The sequence below is a fragment of the Affinibrenneria salicis genome, assembly GCF_008710095.1.
This window is the reverse complement of sequence record NZ_VYKJ01000003.1, coordinates 65,179-80,140: the sequence shown is the minus strand read 5'-3', so window position 1 is coordinate 80,140 and position 14,962 is coordinate 65,179. Positions and strand designations below refer to the sequence as shown.

Below are 14,962 nucleotides of genomic sequence, written 5' to 3'. Positions count from 1 at the left end.
CAAAATAATTCGGATTGCGGCAACGCATCGGCAAATTCGCCGGCAACGAATTTGGTCCAGCCACCGGCTGCCCCCTGGTGAGAGGCAGGATGTCTCACATTAATCCTCAGTGGCTTACCGAAGTAAATGACTGGGGTGAGCGACAAATTTGCCGGGATTCGGTTTGAACGCCGCTGGCGGCGGCCCTGCAGAGACGAGCTTCATCGCTGGAACAGTAACAAGGCCAACACACCGGCAACCTGAAGTATGAAGGGTATAGCCTGTTTTGCCAGCCCGCTCCGCCGGGGAAGGCTGGCAAAACAGATTCGACGCAGCGTCGGCCAGCTTTTCCGTCGGAAGGGTTGGCCGGCGGATAATCGCTCGATTTTCTTCGACTGCGCTAATACCAGACCGCTATTGTTCGGTCAAAACTGGAGAAAACCCCGCAATGTCAGTAACTGGTCGCATCCATTCCTTTGAATCCTGTGGCACCGTCGATGGTCCGGGCATTCGCTTCATCACCTTCTTTCAGGGCTGCCTGATGCGCTGTCTGTACTGCCACAACCGCGATACCTGGGATACCCATGGCGGTCAGGAAGTCACCGTGGAAGAGCTGATGAAAGAGGTCGTAACCTATCGACACTTTATGAAGGCCTCCGGCGGCGGCGTTACCGCTTCGGGCGGCGAGGCGATCCTGCAGGCCGAATTCGTGCGCGACTGGTTCCGCGCCTGCCAGGCGGAAGGAATCAATACCTGTCTGGATACCAACGGTTTCGTTCGTCGCTACGATCCGGTCATTGACGAATTGCTCGACGTGACCGATCTGGTCATGCTCGATCTGAAGCAGATGGACGATGACATCCACCAGAATCTGGTCGGCGTGTCCAACCACCGTACGCTGGAATTCGCGCGCTATCTGGCCAAACGTAACCAGCGCACCTGGATTCGCTATGTGGTCGTTCCCGGCTGGTCGGATGACGACAAGTCCGCCCATCTGCTGGGCGAATTCACTAAAAATATGGGCAACATCGAAAAAATCGAGCTGCTGCCATACCACGAACTCGGCAAACATAAATGGATCGCCATGGGCGAGGAATATAAGCTGGACGGCGTACACCCGCCGAAGGCCGAGACCATGAACCGGGTTAAAGCCATTCTGGAAAGCTACGGCCACAAGGTCATGTACTAAACGGCAACTTGCGTCGGCGCGGTCTCACCCTCTGCGTCGACGTTCTTCCCCCTTCGCTCCGTTTCTCGCCGCGCGTGCGCTTTTCGAATGGCGCGACGCAAACCGACCGTCGGCGCCGTGAGGAAAAATGCCCTCGTCCGATCAGAATATAAGCGCGCTCACCGGCGCAACATTCCCGCGTCTCTCCTTAGCCAGGTTATCCCGTTCCACCGTTAACCGTTCGCCACAAAAACTGCAGCTAAACGGGCGGGCCTGCCGGACCTTCGTCGGCGCCGGGCTATAGCGCCGCTCGCTTTATCAGTAAGGAAAGCCCCGCCGGTTAACCGGCCTTCACCGCCGCGCGCATCCGCGCACAGCAGATGCGCGCCACGATATTTCCGACGCCTTCATTAATAAACCAGGCTAAACCCACGCTGCGTCCCCCGCCGCCAAAAAGTTGAGCCTGCTCGCGCCGCGTTGTGCAAGGTTACAATGATAATATTTTTTTGTTGCGATTTTGTTGTGAATGGCGCCGCAACTTGATGCTGATAAATCTTCCAGACTGCTGACATCGCCATCGAGCTTTGCCAGGAGAAACAAATGGGCGCCGCCGTCGTTTTCGAGAACCTTTATCAGATCCTATGCCGGAATGCGCAACGTCAGCCACAAGCGCTGGCGCTGGCGTTTGAAGAGCGGCGCTATAGTTACGGCGCGTTCCATCAACGGGTAAAGCAGGTGATGGCGCAACTGTCCGGTACCTGGTCGTTGCGTAAGGGCGATCGCATTGTTCTGGCCTGGGGAAATCATCCGGCATTCTGCGAAATGTTTTTCGCCGCCCTCGGTCTGGGAATAGAAGTCGTCCCTTTCAGCACCAAACTCAAACAGCCGGAAGGCGAAAATCTGATCAGCCATATCGCGCCGCAGGCGGTATTTTACAACAGCAACGGCCAGGACTGGCTCTCGCGAGTGGAAGGCGCCCGCTGCGTTTCCCTGTCGGAATGGCCGGCCCTGACCTTACCCACAGACGAACCGATTGCGGCGCCGGCGCTGCAGCGGGAAGACACGGCCGTCATTATGTTCACCTCCGGCACCACCGGCGCGCCTAAAGGCGCGTTGATCACACACGGTAATTTACTGAGCGCCGTTCAGGCCTATGCGGAAAAGTTCGCCTTAACCGCCCGGGACAGCACCGTTCTGGCGGTGCCGATCTACCACATTACCGGACTTTCGGCATTACTGGCGCTGTTTATCTGCCAGGGGGGCGCGATCTGGCTACAGCACCGATTTAACGCCGGTCAGGTAATCGATACCGTCCGCACGGAAAATATTACTTTTTTGCATGGTTCGCCCACGGTATTTATTCTTTTATGTCAGGCGATAAAAAACAGAGCGGCGCAACATGAAAATGCGCAGCCTGAAATATTCCCTTCTCTGCGCGCAATTGCCTGCGGTGCCGGTCATCTGAACGAAGGATTAATTAAAGAGCTAAAAGAACGTTTTCCACATACCGCTATTCACCCGGTTTACGGGCTCACGGAAACCACCTCTCCCGCCACGATTTTTTCTGACGATGTCTGGGGCAGTAATAAAATCGGCAGCTCAGGTAAAGCGATCCCGGGATTACACATCGCGATTCGCGATAATCAACATCGCGATCTCGACCACGGGCAAATTGGTCATATCTGGTTAAAGGGACCGGTCGTTATTCGCCAGTACTGGAAGATGGCGGAGAAAGACGCGGCCTGCTTCCGGGATGGATGGTTTTATACCGGCGATCTGGGTTATCTGGACGAAGACGGCTATCTGTTTATTAAAGACCGCAGCAAAGACATTATTAATCGCGGCGGCGAAAAGATTTATTCCATTGAGCTGGAGAATATTATTTCAACCTATTCCGGCGTAAAAGAAGTGGCCGTAATACCCGCCCCCAGTCCGGTATATGGCGAAGAACCGGTCGCATTCATCGTGCCGGAAAACCAGTGCAGTCTGATCAGCGATGAAATTATCGGTTGGTTAAAGACCAAAGTGGCCCGCTTTAAATTACCGGCGCGTATTATTTTTACCCGCACGCTGCCGCGAACCCACAATGGAAAAATCAGCAAGCGGCAATTAAGAGAAAAAATGTCGGAATACGCCCCTTATTTTACCGGGAGGAACGAGAGTGAAAAATAAATTCATCAGCGCCGGGCAGGCGGCCGCTCTGATTAATAACGGCGACACGCTATGCACCGTGGGGATGACGTTAATCAGCGCGGCGGAATCGATCCTGAAGGCTATCGAAGCGCGTTTTATTAACGAAGGAACGCCGCGCGATCTCACCCTTGTCCACGCCGCCGGGCAGTGCGATCGGCAGCGCGGAAATCAGCACTTCGCGCATCCTGGCCTGGTGACGCGCATTATCGGCTCGCATTGGGGGCTGGCGCCGCGCTGGATGACGATGATCAACAACGACGAAGTGGAAGCCTGGTGCCTGCCGCAGGGGCAGATGGTGCATCTCTACGGCGACATGGCCGCCGGCCTGCCGGGACGGCTGTCCCAGGTGGGACTGGGCACCTTCGTCGACCCGCGTCAGGAGGGCGGCCGCATGAACCCGCGCACGCGCCGACAGCCGCACCGGATTGAGCACCTGACCCTGCGCGGCGAGGAGTTTCTGTTCTACCCCGCCATTCCGCTCGACGTAGTGATCATCCGCGGCACGCACGCCGATAGCGACGGCAACCTCACTACCGATGAAGAGGCGATGAAACTGGAGGTGCTGCCGGCGGTGCTGGCCGCTAAACGCTACGGCGCGAAAGTGCTGGCGCAGGTGAAATACCGCGTGGCGCGCGGCTCGCTGCACCCGAAAAAGGTTACCGTGCCGGGCACGCTTATCGACGCCATCGTAGTCTGCGACGATCCGCAGAACGATCACCGGCAAACCTCCGGCTGGGCATTTGATCCGGCGCTATGCGGCGATATCCGCTTACCGACCAGTCAGAGCGCCCCGCTGCCGCTCAATCTGCGCAAGCTGATTGGCCGGATTGCCTGCCGCTATCTCACGCCCGGCTGCGTGATCAATCTCGGCACCGGTATTCCCAACGACGTTATCGGCGCCGTGATCCATGAAGAAGGCGTAACGGATGACGTGACGATCACCGTGGAGTCCGGCATATACGGCGGACTGCAGGCCGGCGGCGCCGACTTTGGCATCGGCCGCAATCTGAGCGCCATGATCAGCCACCAGGAGCAGATGCTCTACTACAACGGCGCCGGCGTGGATATCACCTACATGGGAGCCGGCGAGATGGATCCGCTCGGCCACGTTAACGCCACCCGTCTCGGCGACGCCTGCCCCGGCGCCGGCGGATTTATCGATATTACCCAGAACGCGCGCCATGTGGTGTTCTGTTCCTCTTTTACCGCCAAAGGGCTGGACATTGCCTGCCGGCAGGGCCAACTGCGCATTCTGCGCGAAGGCGAAGTATGCAAACTGGTCAAGGCGGTTAATCAAATCTCTTACAACGGCGAACTGGCGCGGGCAAAGGGCCAAAAGATGCATTTCGTCACCGAGCGGGCGGTATTCGAACTGCGCCGCGAAGGCCCGGTGCTGACCGAGATAGCGCCAGGCATCGATCTTGAGCGCGATATTGTGCGGCAGATGGCGTTTCGCCCGCTTATCGCGCCCGATTTAACCGTAATGGACAGCGCCCTGTTCAACGAGGCGCCGTTCGGGCTGGCCTCCGCGCTGACCCGGCAGGTTCACCTCAACCAGGAGGAAAACACAGAATGAAACTCACTAACAAAGTCGCCATCGTCACCGGCAGCGCGCGCGGTATCGGCCAGAGCATCGCGCAGGTTCTGGCCCGCGAAGGCGCTCGCGTCGTGATCTCCGATCTGGACAGCGGCGGCGAAAGCTGCGCCGCCCAGCTGCGTGAGGCGGGCAGTCAGGCCATCTTCATCCCCTGCAATATCGCCGAACGCGACCAGGTCAATACGCTGTTTGAACTGGCCGAATCGCAACTTGGGCCGATTGACATCCTGGTCAATAACGCCGGCATTAACCGTGACGCCATGCTGCATAAACTGAGCGATGCGGACTGGGACGCGGTTATCGACGTCAACCTCAAAGGCACATTCTTATGCATGCAGCAGGCGGCGATCCGCATGCGTGAACGCGGCTATGGCCGGATTATCAACATCGCCTCCGCCAGTTGGCTGGGCAACGTCGGCCAGTCCAACTATGCGGCGTCCAAGGCCGGCGTGATCGGTCTGACCAAAACGGCCTGCCGCGAACTGGCGCGTAAAGGCGTCACCGTCAACGCCATCTGTCCGGGCTTTATCGATACCGATATGACGCGCGGCGTGCCGGACAAAGTGCGAGAAATAATGATCAACAAGATCCCCGCGGGCTATGCCGGCGAAACGACGGATATCGGCGAGTGCGCGGCGTTTCTGGCCTCTGACGGCGCCCGCTATATCAACGGGGAAGTCATTAACGTCGGCGGCGGCATGGTGCTGTAAGGAGAGCAAATGAAACAGGCAAATGACATCGTCATCGTCAGCGGAGTACGCACCGCCATCGGCACTTTCGGCGGCAGTTTTAAAGAGACCCACCAGCACGATCTGGGCGCGGCGGTAATCCGCGAGGCCGTTGCCCGGGCCGGCATTGCCCCGCACGAGGTGGATGAGGTCGTGGTCGGCAACGTCGGGCAGATCGCCGAAAGCGGATTTATCGCGCGCATCTGCCAGCTGCGCGCCGGTCTGCCGCGGGAAACCACCGCCTACTCGGTCAACCGCCAGTGCGGATCGGGGCTGCAGGCGCTGGCCGACGGCATGATGTTGATTCAGAGCGGGCAGGCTGACGTGGTGGTGGCGTGCGGCACCGAGAACATGACCCGCTTGCCCTACTACCTGCGGCGCGCGCGCTACGGCTACCGCATGGGCGGCGGCGAGCTGGAGGACGGATTAATCTCGATACTCACCTGGCCGGAGGGGCCGTACCACAACGGCATCACCGCCGAAAATGTCGCCCGGCAGTTCAACGTCAGCCGCGAAGCGATGGATGATTTCGCCTGGCGCAGCCAGCAGAAAGCGCTGCAGGCCATCGCCGAAGGCCATTTCCGCGAGCAGATTCTGCCGCTCACGGTGCCTGACGGTAAAAAAACGACGCGGATATTCAACACCGACGAACACCCGCGCGATACGCCGCGCGCAAAACTGGCGGCGCTGCGCCCGGCGTTTAAAACCGACGGGGTGATTACCGCCGGCAACGCGTCGGGCATTAACGACGGCGCCGCCGCGCTGGTCATGATGTCGCGCCGGCAGGCGGAAAAACGAGGTTTGTCGCCCCGCATGACTATCCGCGGCTGGGCGGTCGCGGGGTGCGACGCCGCCATCATGGGATTCGGCCCGGCGCCGGCCACCCGAAAGCTAATGTCCAGGCTGGATATGGACATCCAGTCCGTGGATCTGATTGAGCTGAACGAAGCCTTCGCCGCGCAGGCGCTGGCGGTAATGAACGAGCTGCATCTGGACCCCGGACGCGTCAACGTCAACGGCGGCGCCATCGCGCTGGGTCACCCGGTCGGCGCCAGCGGCGCCATTCTGCCGGTGAAACTGCTGTATGAAATGGAACGCCGCGCCGCGCGCCGCGGCCTTGTCACGATGTGTATCGGCGGCGGCCAGGGTATTTCGATGCTGTTCGAACGCGAAAGCGTCTGATGAAAGAAGGCCCGATGTGGGGCATCGGGCCGGACGTCGTGCTGTTTTGACCATTCGCAACCTGAGCTGACGCATCGGGAACGTTTGACAACGCCGATGCGGGTCTTCGACCGCAACAACAGGGGAATAGTAACCATGTCTGCACTCAATGAAAAGGCGACGTTAGCCATACAAGAGCAGGAAAAACGCACCAATAAAAAAATCTATCGTCATCTGATGCCGTTGCTGATCATCGCTTATATCATCAGTTTTATCGACCGCACCAATATCGGCATGGCGAAGGAAACCATGTCGGTGGATATCGGTCTGTCGGCGACGGCCTTCGGCCTGGGCGCCGGGCTGTTTTTTCTTACCTACTCGATACTGGAAATCCCCAGCAATCTGATCCTTGCCAGAGTGGGCGCCAGACGCTGGATCGCGCGCATTATGATCACCTGGGGCATCATCTCCTGCGCCATGGCCTTTGTCACCGGCCCTTATTCCTTTTATGCCATGCGCCTGTTGCTGGGCGCCGCGGAGGCCGGACTTTACCCCGGCATCATCTATTACCTGACGCTGTGGTTCGGCCGCGAAGAGCGCGCCAGAGCCACCGGCATGTTTCTGCTCGGCGTCTGTCTGGCCAATATCATCGGCGCGCCGCTCGGCGGCGCACTGCTGAACCTGGACGGAATGGCGGGCTGGGCCGGCTGGCAGTGGATGTTCTTCATCGAGGGACTGCCGGCCGTCGCCCTGTCCGTTGTAGTCTGGCGCGTTTTGCCGGATAAACCGGCGGACGCCAACTGGCTGACGCCGGAAGATATCCGCTTTATCGAAGACAAACTGGCCGGCGAGGCGCAGCAAGCCAACCACGCGCCGTCCCGCTTCTCGCTGAAAGAAGCGCTGTCCACCGGCGTTTTTCTACTGCTGGTGCTGATCTACTTTACCCATCAGTTTTCCGTTTACGGTCTGAGCTACTTCCTGCCCGGCATTATTGGCGCCTGGGGCGGACTCTCCTCGCTCCAGGTGGGCTTGTTGACCGCGATCCCGTGGATCGCCGCGGCGTTCGGCGGCGTGCTGCTGCCCCGCTTTGCCCGCAACGAAACGCGCTCGAGACGGATGCTGACGCTGGGTTATCTGGTCATGGCGTTTGGCATGGTGATCGGCGCCGTCGGCTATCAGGGCTACGCGCTGGTCGGATTCTGCGTGGCCGCCTCAATGTTCTTCGCCGTGCAGTCGATCATCTTCAGTTGGCTGCCCAACGTGATGAGCGGCCATATGCTGGCGGGCAGTTTCGGCCTGCTGAACTGCCTCGGGCTGTGCGGCGGTTTCCTCGGCCCCTTTATTCTCGGCGCCTTTGAAGATCACACGGGGACCGCCACCTCGGGGCTGTGGTTCGCGGTGGCGTTGCTGATTATCGGCTCGGTCGTCTCCACGTTTATTCGCAACAGCGAGAAAACGCCCGCGCCTGACGTAAGCGCGGCGATTCACGACCATAAACGTTAACCACCATTCTGCAAACAGCGGCGGAGGCCATGATGCGTATTGAAGTGTTAATCGATTTAAAAACCCGGCTGGGGGAAAGCCCGCTATGGGACGTCGAACAACAACGGCTTTACTGGGTAGACAGCCAGGACGGCCGCCTTTTTTCCTGCACCGACCAGGGGGCGCAGATCAAGGCCTGGGACGTGAGACAGAAAATTGGCTCATTTGCGCTGCGCCAGGACGGCGACGGCGCGGTGGTGGCGCTGCAGCACGGAATTCATACGTTAGATTTCGCCAGCGGCGAACTGCAGCTTATCCATGACCCGGAGGCCGATAAACCCAACAACCGGCTGAACGACGGCAAAGTCGATCGCCAGGGGCGCTTTATTTTTGGCTCCATGGATATGCTCGAACAGGAGGCCAGCGCTGCGCTCTATCGGCTGGACGGCGATTTCTCTTTGCATCATTTGCAGAGCGGCATCATCGTCTCCAACGCGCCGTGCTGGAGCCCGGCCGGCGACACCTTCTACTTTGCCGATACCTGGAGCGGCGAGATCCGCGCCTGGGACTACGATACCGTCACCGGCAATCTGGCGAATGGCCGTACGTTTTGCCGGGTGGACGACAGCGAAGGCGGCGCCGCCGACGGCGCCACGGTCGACAGCGAAGGCTGCCTGTGGAATGCGCTGGTTTATGCCGGGAAACTGGTGCGCTATACCCCGGACGGCGAGGTGGATCGCATCATCGAAATGCCGGTGAAAAAAGTCACCAGCGTGATGTTTGGCGGAGAAAAACTGGACGTCCTGTACGTGACCTCCATGGCCCAGCCGCCGCTGCCGCGCTTCCCGGAAGACAATCAGCTGCGCGGCAGCCTGTTCGCCATCTATGGTCTGGGCGTCACCGGCGTTGCCGAACGCCGCTTCGCCGGCTAAGGCGCGGTTCACCCGCCGGACGCTCGCGACAGGCGAGCGGTTCACTCTGACCCTGACAACAGCGGCGCCCCTTTCCGCCAGCCGGCGGAGGGAATCCGCGGAGCATATCTCATGACAAACATGACTAATCAACCCGCGGCTCCCCGGCCCGGCAAGCGGCGCACCATCCACCGTTACTCCTGGATTTCCCTGCTGGTGTGCTGGCTAATCTGGGTACTGAACGCCTACGATCGCGAGATGATTCTGCGTCTCGGGCCGGTGATTTCCCGCGAATTTTCCCTGTCGCCGGAACAGTGGGGCAATATGGTGGCGATTATTATGGTGGCGCTGGCGATACTGGATATTCCCGGTTCCATATGGAGCGACCGCTACGGTTCCGGCTGGAAACGGGCGCGCTTTCAGGTGCCGCTGGTGCTCGGTTACACCGCGCTGTCGTTTATTTCCGGCCTCAAAGCGATTAGCCACGGCCTGACGACGTTCATTCTGTTGCGCGTGGGCGTCAATCTGGGCGCCGGCTGGGGCGAGCCGGTCGGCGTCAGCAATACCGCCGAATGGTGGCCAAAAGAGAAACGCGGCTTCGCGTTGGGCGTCCATCACACCGGCTACCCGATCGGCGCGCTGCTGAGCGGCGTCGTCGCCAGCGCGGTGCTCACCTCTTACGGCGAAGGAAACTGGCGCTACTGTTTCCTGCTGCCGCTAATCGTCGCCATTCCTTTGATGCTGTTTTGGGCCAGGTACTCCAGCGCGCGCCGCATCAATGCCCTGTATCGGCATATTGACGCTCAGGGTATGACCCGCCCGGCGCAGCACGAAAGTAACCAGGTAAATAAAGGCGATGGCTTCGCCACCTTCGTCCGAACGCTGCGCAACCGCAATATCTCCCTGACGGCGGGGAACACTCTGCTTACGCAAATCGTTTACATGGGCATTAACGTCGTGCTGCCGCCCTATCTGTATCACGTTTCCGGCCTGTCGCTGGCCGCCTCCGCCGGATTAAGTATTATCTTTACTCTGACTGGCACGCTGGGTCAGGTGATCTGGCCCTGGCTTTCCGACAGTCTGGGACGCAAACGCACCCTGATTATCTGCGGACTATGGATGAGCATCGGTATCGCGCTGTTCTATTTCGCCACCGATATGCCGCGCCTGATCGCCATCCAGCTATTCTTCGGTCTGGTCGCCAACGCCGTCTGGCCCATCTACTACGCGATGGCGTCGGATTCAGCCGAAGAGAGCGCCACCTCCACCGCGAACGGCATCATTACTACCGCCATGTTTATTGGCGGCGGCATCTCGCCGCTGCTGATGGGCTGGCTGATTCAGCTGGGCGGAGGATGGGAAAGCGCCGCCGGTTACGTGTTTACCTTTTTCACCATGGCCGGCTGCGCGCTGTTGGGGGTATTGCTGCAGCTGATGACGAAAGACAAAACGCCGGCGCTGACCGCGAAGATCTGATGCCGGCCAGGCTGCCCGCGACGGACGGGAAGAACGGGGCGGCGAACGCGCGCTGCGCTTTTATGGCCGGCCACGCTTGCCGTGCGCCGCCGCCGCGTATTCAACTTATCCACGATAATGGGCGGAAATGAGTATGGTCATAACAACGGCTCTGGCAAATGAAATCGTCTCGCGGGCCATGGCGATCATTCATCACAATGTGAACGTTATCGATCATCACGGCCAGATCATCGCCTCCGGCGAACCGTACCGGGTCGGCGAACAGCACGAAATCGCCCGCGAAGTGATTCGCAGCGGCAAGCGAATCAACATCCACAATGCCGCCGAGGCGGCGCGCTTTAAAAACGTTCATCCCGGCATCAATCACCCCATTCTGGTCGATGACAAAGTGGCGATGGTGATCGGTATTAGCGGCGATCCTGCGGTTATCAGCCGCTATGCCGAGCTGGCCATTCTGACGGCGGAATTATTGGTGCGACAGGCGCTGGAGATGCGCGAAGTGAACTGGCGCCAGCGCCTGCGCGATACGCTGTTCAGCCAGTATCTTGAACACGCCGGGCGCAACGCCGGACAGGAAACGTTGCGGCGTCTGGAAGATCTGGGGTTTGCCTTACACACGCCGCTCGTTCCGGTGGTGGTGGCGATCGAAGTCGCGCAACAGCATCTCAGCGATGTACTCGGTACGCTGCTGCGCGAATTTTCGCAGCTGTCCGCCGTCAGCGAGGTGATCCTGCTGGGCAGTCATGAGGTTCTGCTGCTGTGTTCAGTGAAAGGGGAACAGGAGGCGTTGCTGGAGCATATCGGTTTTATCCTGAGCAACCAGATCAGCCATTACCATATCGGCGTCGGCGTAACGGCCGGCAGCGCGCCGGATATTCGCGAAGCCATCCAGTTCGCCCGTTCGGTGATCGAAGTGGGCCGGCGGGTTCAGCCGCAACGCCAGATTTACTATTTTCGTGAAATGGCGGTGCTCTGCCTGTTCCGCGTGCTGGAGAATAGTTACATGTTTACGTTCTTCAATAACAACGTACGTCAGCTACTGGCGCATGACTCCGGAGAAGTGCTGCTGGACACGCTGGATTGTTTTATCGCCAATAACGGAGAAGCGGGCAAAACGTCCCAACAGTTGGGCATCCACCGTAATACCCTCGCCTACCGGCTGCAGCAGATTAAAAAACAGCTTCATCTGGATCCCATGGTGTTTACCGATCTGGTGCAGCTATCGGTATCGGTACACTGCTATCGCCGCCAGTGCCCGCGCCAGAGCGAATGGATAGATACGCTCAGCTAGGACGGACAGGCGGCACACCCGCGCCCGCTGTGGCATACTGTTTCCTCTGGGCGCACGGCGGACTTCGCCGGCGCAAGCAACGGGCTTGAGCGGGAATAGACGATGTGGATTGATTACGGTATTGTCTGCGCGCTGTCAGACGAAAAAAAGATTGTGAAGAATATTAATCATTTTCTGGTGCAGGAATGCGGTTTCAGGAAAATGTATAAATGGCCGGATCGCGCGATCCGACCGGCGGATAAACCCTTTGAGATCGACCACTATTACAGCCAGTTTTTGAAGCAGGAGCCGGGCTGGTTATTTGACGTCATGCCGAATTACGACAAAATCGGCCGAATCAGGTTCAGTCAGGCGCCGGAATGCGGCTGGACGCTGTTTACCAAACCCTTTCGTGAATTCAACGCCGATCAGGATTTGACGGAAACCCAGACGTTTTTCGCCCGTCTGGTGGACGCCATCGGTTTTCCTGTCAGGCTGCTGCATCAATATCGGCAGAATGAGGATCGTATCTGAACGGCGCCCGTCATTGGTCAGCGCGGCGCGGGCGGCGGGGAAATATCGGATGCCGCCCCCTATGGCGCGCTCCGGCACTGTATAATCCCTGTTTTTAGTTAACCAATCCGCGCCATGAAAAGATTCAGACACCACTCTTATTTCGCCAGGCAACGACAGACGCAGCGCTGGCTGCTGCCCCACGTCTGTTTCATCTGCCGCAAGGCTTACCGTAAACCGCCCGCCGTCGCTGCGCGGCGCTGTCCGCAGTGCGGCGGCGCGATGACCGGGCTGTCGCGCAAGTTCGCCACCCCTGCCCGCTCGGATATCCGGCAGTGGAAAAAAGTGCAGTATCTGGTTGAGCACGGTTTCTTTTTTCAGTCGGTTTACCGACTGAGCGAAGGTGGCGGCTACTGCAAGGTGGCCTATCCCGCCAGCCTGGCCGACGCGCGCGAATTTGTGCGGCTCTACGCCGCGCAGGCCATCGCCCGGAACGACGGTGCCGCCGCGCCGGATGAATCGTAGCGGCGTCGCCGGCGTTAGCCGCGCAGGGCCGCTATCTGCCTCAGGCGGCCGGCAGCGCGTGATGATGATCGGCTTTTTTCAGCAGCGCCAGCAGATAAGCGAAGGCCATCGCGGCGATCATGATAAACAACAGATTATCCGAATATCTCTGCATCAGCATGGCGGCGACCAGCGGCCCGCACAGACTGCCGACCGTGTAGCTCAACAATAGCGTCTGGTTCATCGCCACCAGTTCGCCGTGACGCACTTTTTCGCAGGCCCACGACATGGCGACCGGATAAAGGGTAAAGCCCGCCGCGCCGAGCACGAACAGCGAGGGCGCCAGCGCATAGCGACTAATACCGAGCATCGCCACGCAGCCGATAATAACCACAAACACCAGCACGCGCAGCACCAGCAAACGGCCGTAGCGATCGGCCAGCCGCCCCACCGGCCACTGACCGACGATACCGGCGCTGATCAGCAGCGCCATCCAGTAGCCGACCTGACCGCCGTTCATGCCCTGATGCGACAGGTAGACCGGCATTAAGCCGTACAGCGACCCCAGAATAATGCCCGAGATGATACAGCCCTGGATGCCCATCCGCGCTTCGCGATACCGAAACATCGCCATCAGGCTGATGTGGTGATCCGGCTGCGGCGGAGGAGGAAAACGCGCGAAACACAGCGGCAGCATCGCCAACACCACCAGCATGGTGATCAGGGGCAGCACGCTGAACAGCGTCGCCGGCAACACGCTCAGCAGCAACTGACCCAGCACGCTGCCGAGATAGTAGGAGACCATATAGGCGGCCAGCAGTTGCCCGCGGTGGGTCACGTGGCCGCTGCACAGCAGCGCGCTTTCCACCATCACCCAGATCAGCGCGCAGCCGATCCCGGCGACAAAGCGCCAGAACATCCAGCTCCAGATGTCGCCGGACAGCGCCAGCGCGCCGCTGGCCAGCGCGAAGATTAACGCGGCGCTATAGTAGCTAATATTAAAGCCGTATTGCCGGATGATTCTGCCGGCCAGCAGAGTACCCACCAGGTTACCGCCAAACCACGATGAACCCACCAGTCCCACCTGCCAGACGGGCAGCTGCTGGTCATTAAGCCAGAGGGGAACCAGAGTATTTAATACAGAAATGGCGATCGTCAACAACAACAGTCCGGACAGCAATAACAGCACCGGACGCGAATAAGAAGCAACCATGATACGGTGGATAACCAGGCTACGAAGGGAAAAGTGGTGGCATGATGCCACCGCGCAAAGAAATGTCAATCGGCCCCTGAAAGCACAGCATTTTTTGCCTATCCGGCGCCTGAGATCAGTAAAAAATAGCCTTCTTCGCCACCGTAATCCGGCGCGCCTCGCGCCAGTCGTTCAGGCTGATGCGCGCCAGCCTGGCAAGGCCGAGATAGAACGGATGCCGCGCGCCCGGCTCCAGCAATTCGAGATAGCGCATCGCCCAGGGAAGCAGATGCTCGGCCAGCAGTTCATCGAGCCAGGCCGGCTGATTTTCCGCAGTCCAGGCCGCCAGCATCAGCATCAAACCGATATGATCTTCCGGCTCGCGGCGTTCCAGCTGCGGCGCGATGCCGCGCTGACGCAGCCACTGGCGCAGCGCCAGCGTCGAGTCGCCGAACAGCACGCTCTCCCGGTCAAGATACACCGATCCCCACGGCGGCGCGGGCAAGCGATCGGGGCCGATAAACAACCGCTGCCAGTCCTGCTTTAGCGCCCGCCGATGCTCGCCGGCCAGGCCGCTCACCATCTGACCGAGCGCGGCGGCGCTCGCCTCGCACCGGCCGCAGGGCCACGTCAGTTCGCGCCCGTGCTGGCGCAACTGCGACAAAATCGCCGCATTGCGTTCATCGTCCGGCGCATAGTACAGCAGCGCCCCCAGCATTCGCCCGGTCTGAGCGATCGTATCGTCATTCATATCCCTGCCCTCTGTCCTGAGCCGGCGTTTCGTCCGG

13 protein-coding genes are annotated in these 14,962 nt (G+C 59.6%); 11 read left to right on the top strand and 2 right to left on the bottom strand.

What is annotated here, in order from left to right:
* Positions 1–427 precede the first annotated feature (427 nt).
* From pflA to FJU30_RS07515, 11 genes are all read left to right on the top strand, one after another.
* Positions 428–1,168, top strand: coding sequence for a pyruvate formate lyase 1-activating protein (pflA, locus tag FJU30_RS07565; RefSeq protein WP_150434377.1), 741 nt, complete (start codon positions 428–430; stop codon positions 1,166–1,168).
* Between the two features lie 579 nt (positions 1,169–1,747).
* Positions 1,748–3,319, top strand: coding sequence for a class I adenylate-forming enzyme family protein (locus tag FJU30_RS07560; RefSeq protein ID WP_150434376.1), 1,572 nt, complete (start codon positions 1,748–1,750; stop codon positions 3,317–3,319).
* Positions 3,309–4,916, top strand: a complete 1,608-nt coding sequence (locus FJU30_RS07555) for an acyl CoA:acetate/3-ketoacid CoA transferase (protein WP_150434375.1) — start codon at positions 3,309–3,311, stop codon at positions 4,914–4,916. Before FJU30_RS07560 ends, FJU30_RS07555 begins: the two co-directional genes overlap by 11 nt.
* Positions 4,913–5,647: a 3-oxoacyl-ACP reductase FabG gene (gene fabG / locus FJU30_RS07550; protein WP_150434374.1), complete on the top strand. Its 735-nt coding sequence runs from the start codon at positions 4,913–4,915 to the stop codon at positions 5,645–5,647. The genes FJU30_RS07555 and fabG overlap by 4 nt, the downstream gene beginning before the upstream one ends.
* Before the next feature lie 9 nt (positions 5,648–5,656).
* Positions 5,657–6,847 carry a thiolase family protein gene (locus tag FJU30_RS07545; RefSeq protein WP_150434373.1) on the top strand — a complete coding sequence of 397 codons (1,191 nt, stop codon included), beginning with the start codon at positions 5,657–5,659 and terminating at the stop codon, positions 6,845–6,847.
* A 135-nt stretch (positions 6,848–6,982) separates the two neighbouring features.
* Positions 6,983–8,329 carry an MFS transporter gene (locus FJU30_RS07540; RefSeq protein ID WP_150434372.1) on the top strand — a complete coding sequence of 449 codons (1,347 nt, stop codon included), beginning with the start codon at positions 6,983–6,985 and terminating at the stop codon, positions 8,327–8,329.
* A 32-nt stretch (positions 8,330–8,361) separates the two neighbouring features.
* Complete coding sequence (locus FJU30_RS07535) at positions 8,362–9,240, top strand: SMP-30/gluconolactonase/LRE family protein (RefSeq protein WP_150434657.1); 879 nt, start codon at positions 8,362–8,364, stop codon at positions 9,238–9,240.
* A 111-nt stretch (positions 9,241–9,351) separates the two neighbouring features.
* Positions 9,352–10,695: an MFS transporter gene (locus FJU30_RS07530; protein ID WP_150434371.1), complete on the top strand. Its 1,344-nt coding sequence runs from the start codon at positions 9,352–9,354 to the stop codon at positions 10,693–10,695.
* 133 nt (positions 10,696–10,828) lie between these two features.
* A complete protein-coding gene (locus FJU30_RS07525; protein ID WP_150434370.1) occupies positions 10,829–11,986 on the top strand; it encodes a CdaR family transcriptional regulator in 1,158 nt (385 codons plus the stop codon).
* A 102-nt stretch (positions 11,987–12,088) separates the two neighbouring features.
* Positions 12,089–12,499, top strand: coding sequence for a hypothetical protein (locus FJU30_RS07520; protein WP_150434369.1), 411 nt, complete (start codon positions 12,089–12,091; stop codon positions 12,497–12,499).
* 114 nt (positions 12,500–12,613) lie between these two features.
* The gene (locus tag FJU30_RS07515) at positions 12,614–13,003 is read left to right on the top strand and encodes a hypothetical protein (protein WP_150434368.1); all 390 of its coding nucleotides are present in this window, start codon (positions 12,614–12,616) and stop codon (positions 13,001–13,003) included.
* Positions 13,004–13,043: 40 nt separating this feature from the next.
* On the opposite strand, the gene FJU30_RS07510 is transcribed toward FJU30_RS07515, so the two are convergent.
* Positions 13,044–14,195: an MFS transporter gene (locus FJU30_RS07510; RefSeq protein ID WP_150434367.1), complete on the bottom strand. Its 1,152-nt coding sequence runs from the start codon at positions 14,193–14,195 to the stop codon at positions 13,044–13,046.
* A gap of 115 nt (positions 14,196–14,310) precedes the next feature.
* A complete protein-coding gene (gene dmsD, locus FJU30_RS07505; protein WP_150434366.1) occupies positions 14,311–14,925 on the bottom strand; it encodes a Tat proofreading chaperone DmsD in 615 nt (204 codons plus the stop codon).
* Positions 14,926–14,962 lie beyond the last annotated feature (37 nt).

Coding starts and splice junctions, on each gene's coding strand:
- pflA (WP_150434377.1), top strand. CDS start 428: ATGTCAGTAACTGGTCGCATCCATTCCTTTGAATCCTGTGGCACCGTC.
- FJU30_RS07560 (WP_150434376.1), top strand. CDS start 1,748: ATGGGCGCCGCCGTCGTTTTCGAGAACCTTTATCAGATCCTATGCCGG.
- fabG (WP_150434374.1), top strand. CDS start 4,913: ATGAAACTCACTAACAAAGTCGCCATCGTCACCGGCAGCGCGCGCGGT.
- FJU30_RS07545 (WP_150434373.1), top strand. CDS start 5,657: ATGAAACAGGCAAATGACATCGTCATCGTCAGCGGAGTACGCACCGCC.
- FJU30_RS07540 (WP_150434372.1), top strand. CDS start 6,983: ATGTCTGCACTCAATGAAAAGGCGACGTTAGCCATACAAGAGCAGGAA.
- FJU30_RS07535 (WP_150434657.1), top strand. CDS start 8,362: ATGCGTATTGAAGTGTTAATCGATTTAAAAACCCGGCTGGGGGAAAGC.
- FJU30_RS07530 (WP_150434371.1), top strand. CDS start 9,352: ATGACAAACATGACTAATCAACCCGCGGCTCCCCGGCCCGGCAAGCGG.
- FJU30_RS07525 (WP_150434370.1), top strand. CDS start 10,829: ATGGTCATAACAACGGCTCTGGCAAATGAAATCGTCTCGCGGGCCATG.
- FJU30_RS07520 (WP_150434369.1), top strand. CDS start 12,089: ATGTGGATTGATTACGGTATTGTCTGCGCGCTGTCAGACGAAAAAAAG.
- FJU30_RS07515 (WP_150434368.1), top strand. CDS start 12,614: ATGAAAAGATTCAGACACCACTCTTATTTCGCCAGGCAACGACAGACG.
- FJU30_RS07510 (WP_150434367.1), bottom strand. CDS start 14,195: ATGGTTGCTTCTTATTCGCGTCCGGTGCTGTTATTGCTGTCCGGACTG.
- dmsD (WP_150434366.1), bottom strand. CDS start 14,925: ATGAATGACGATACGATCGCTCAGACCGGGCGAATGCTGGGGGCGCTG.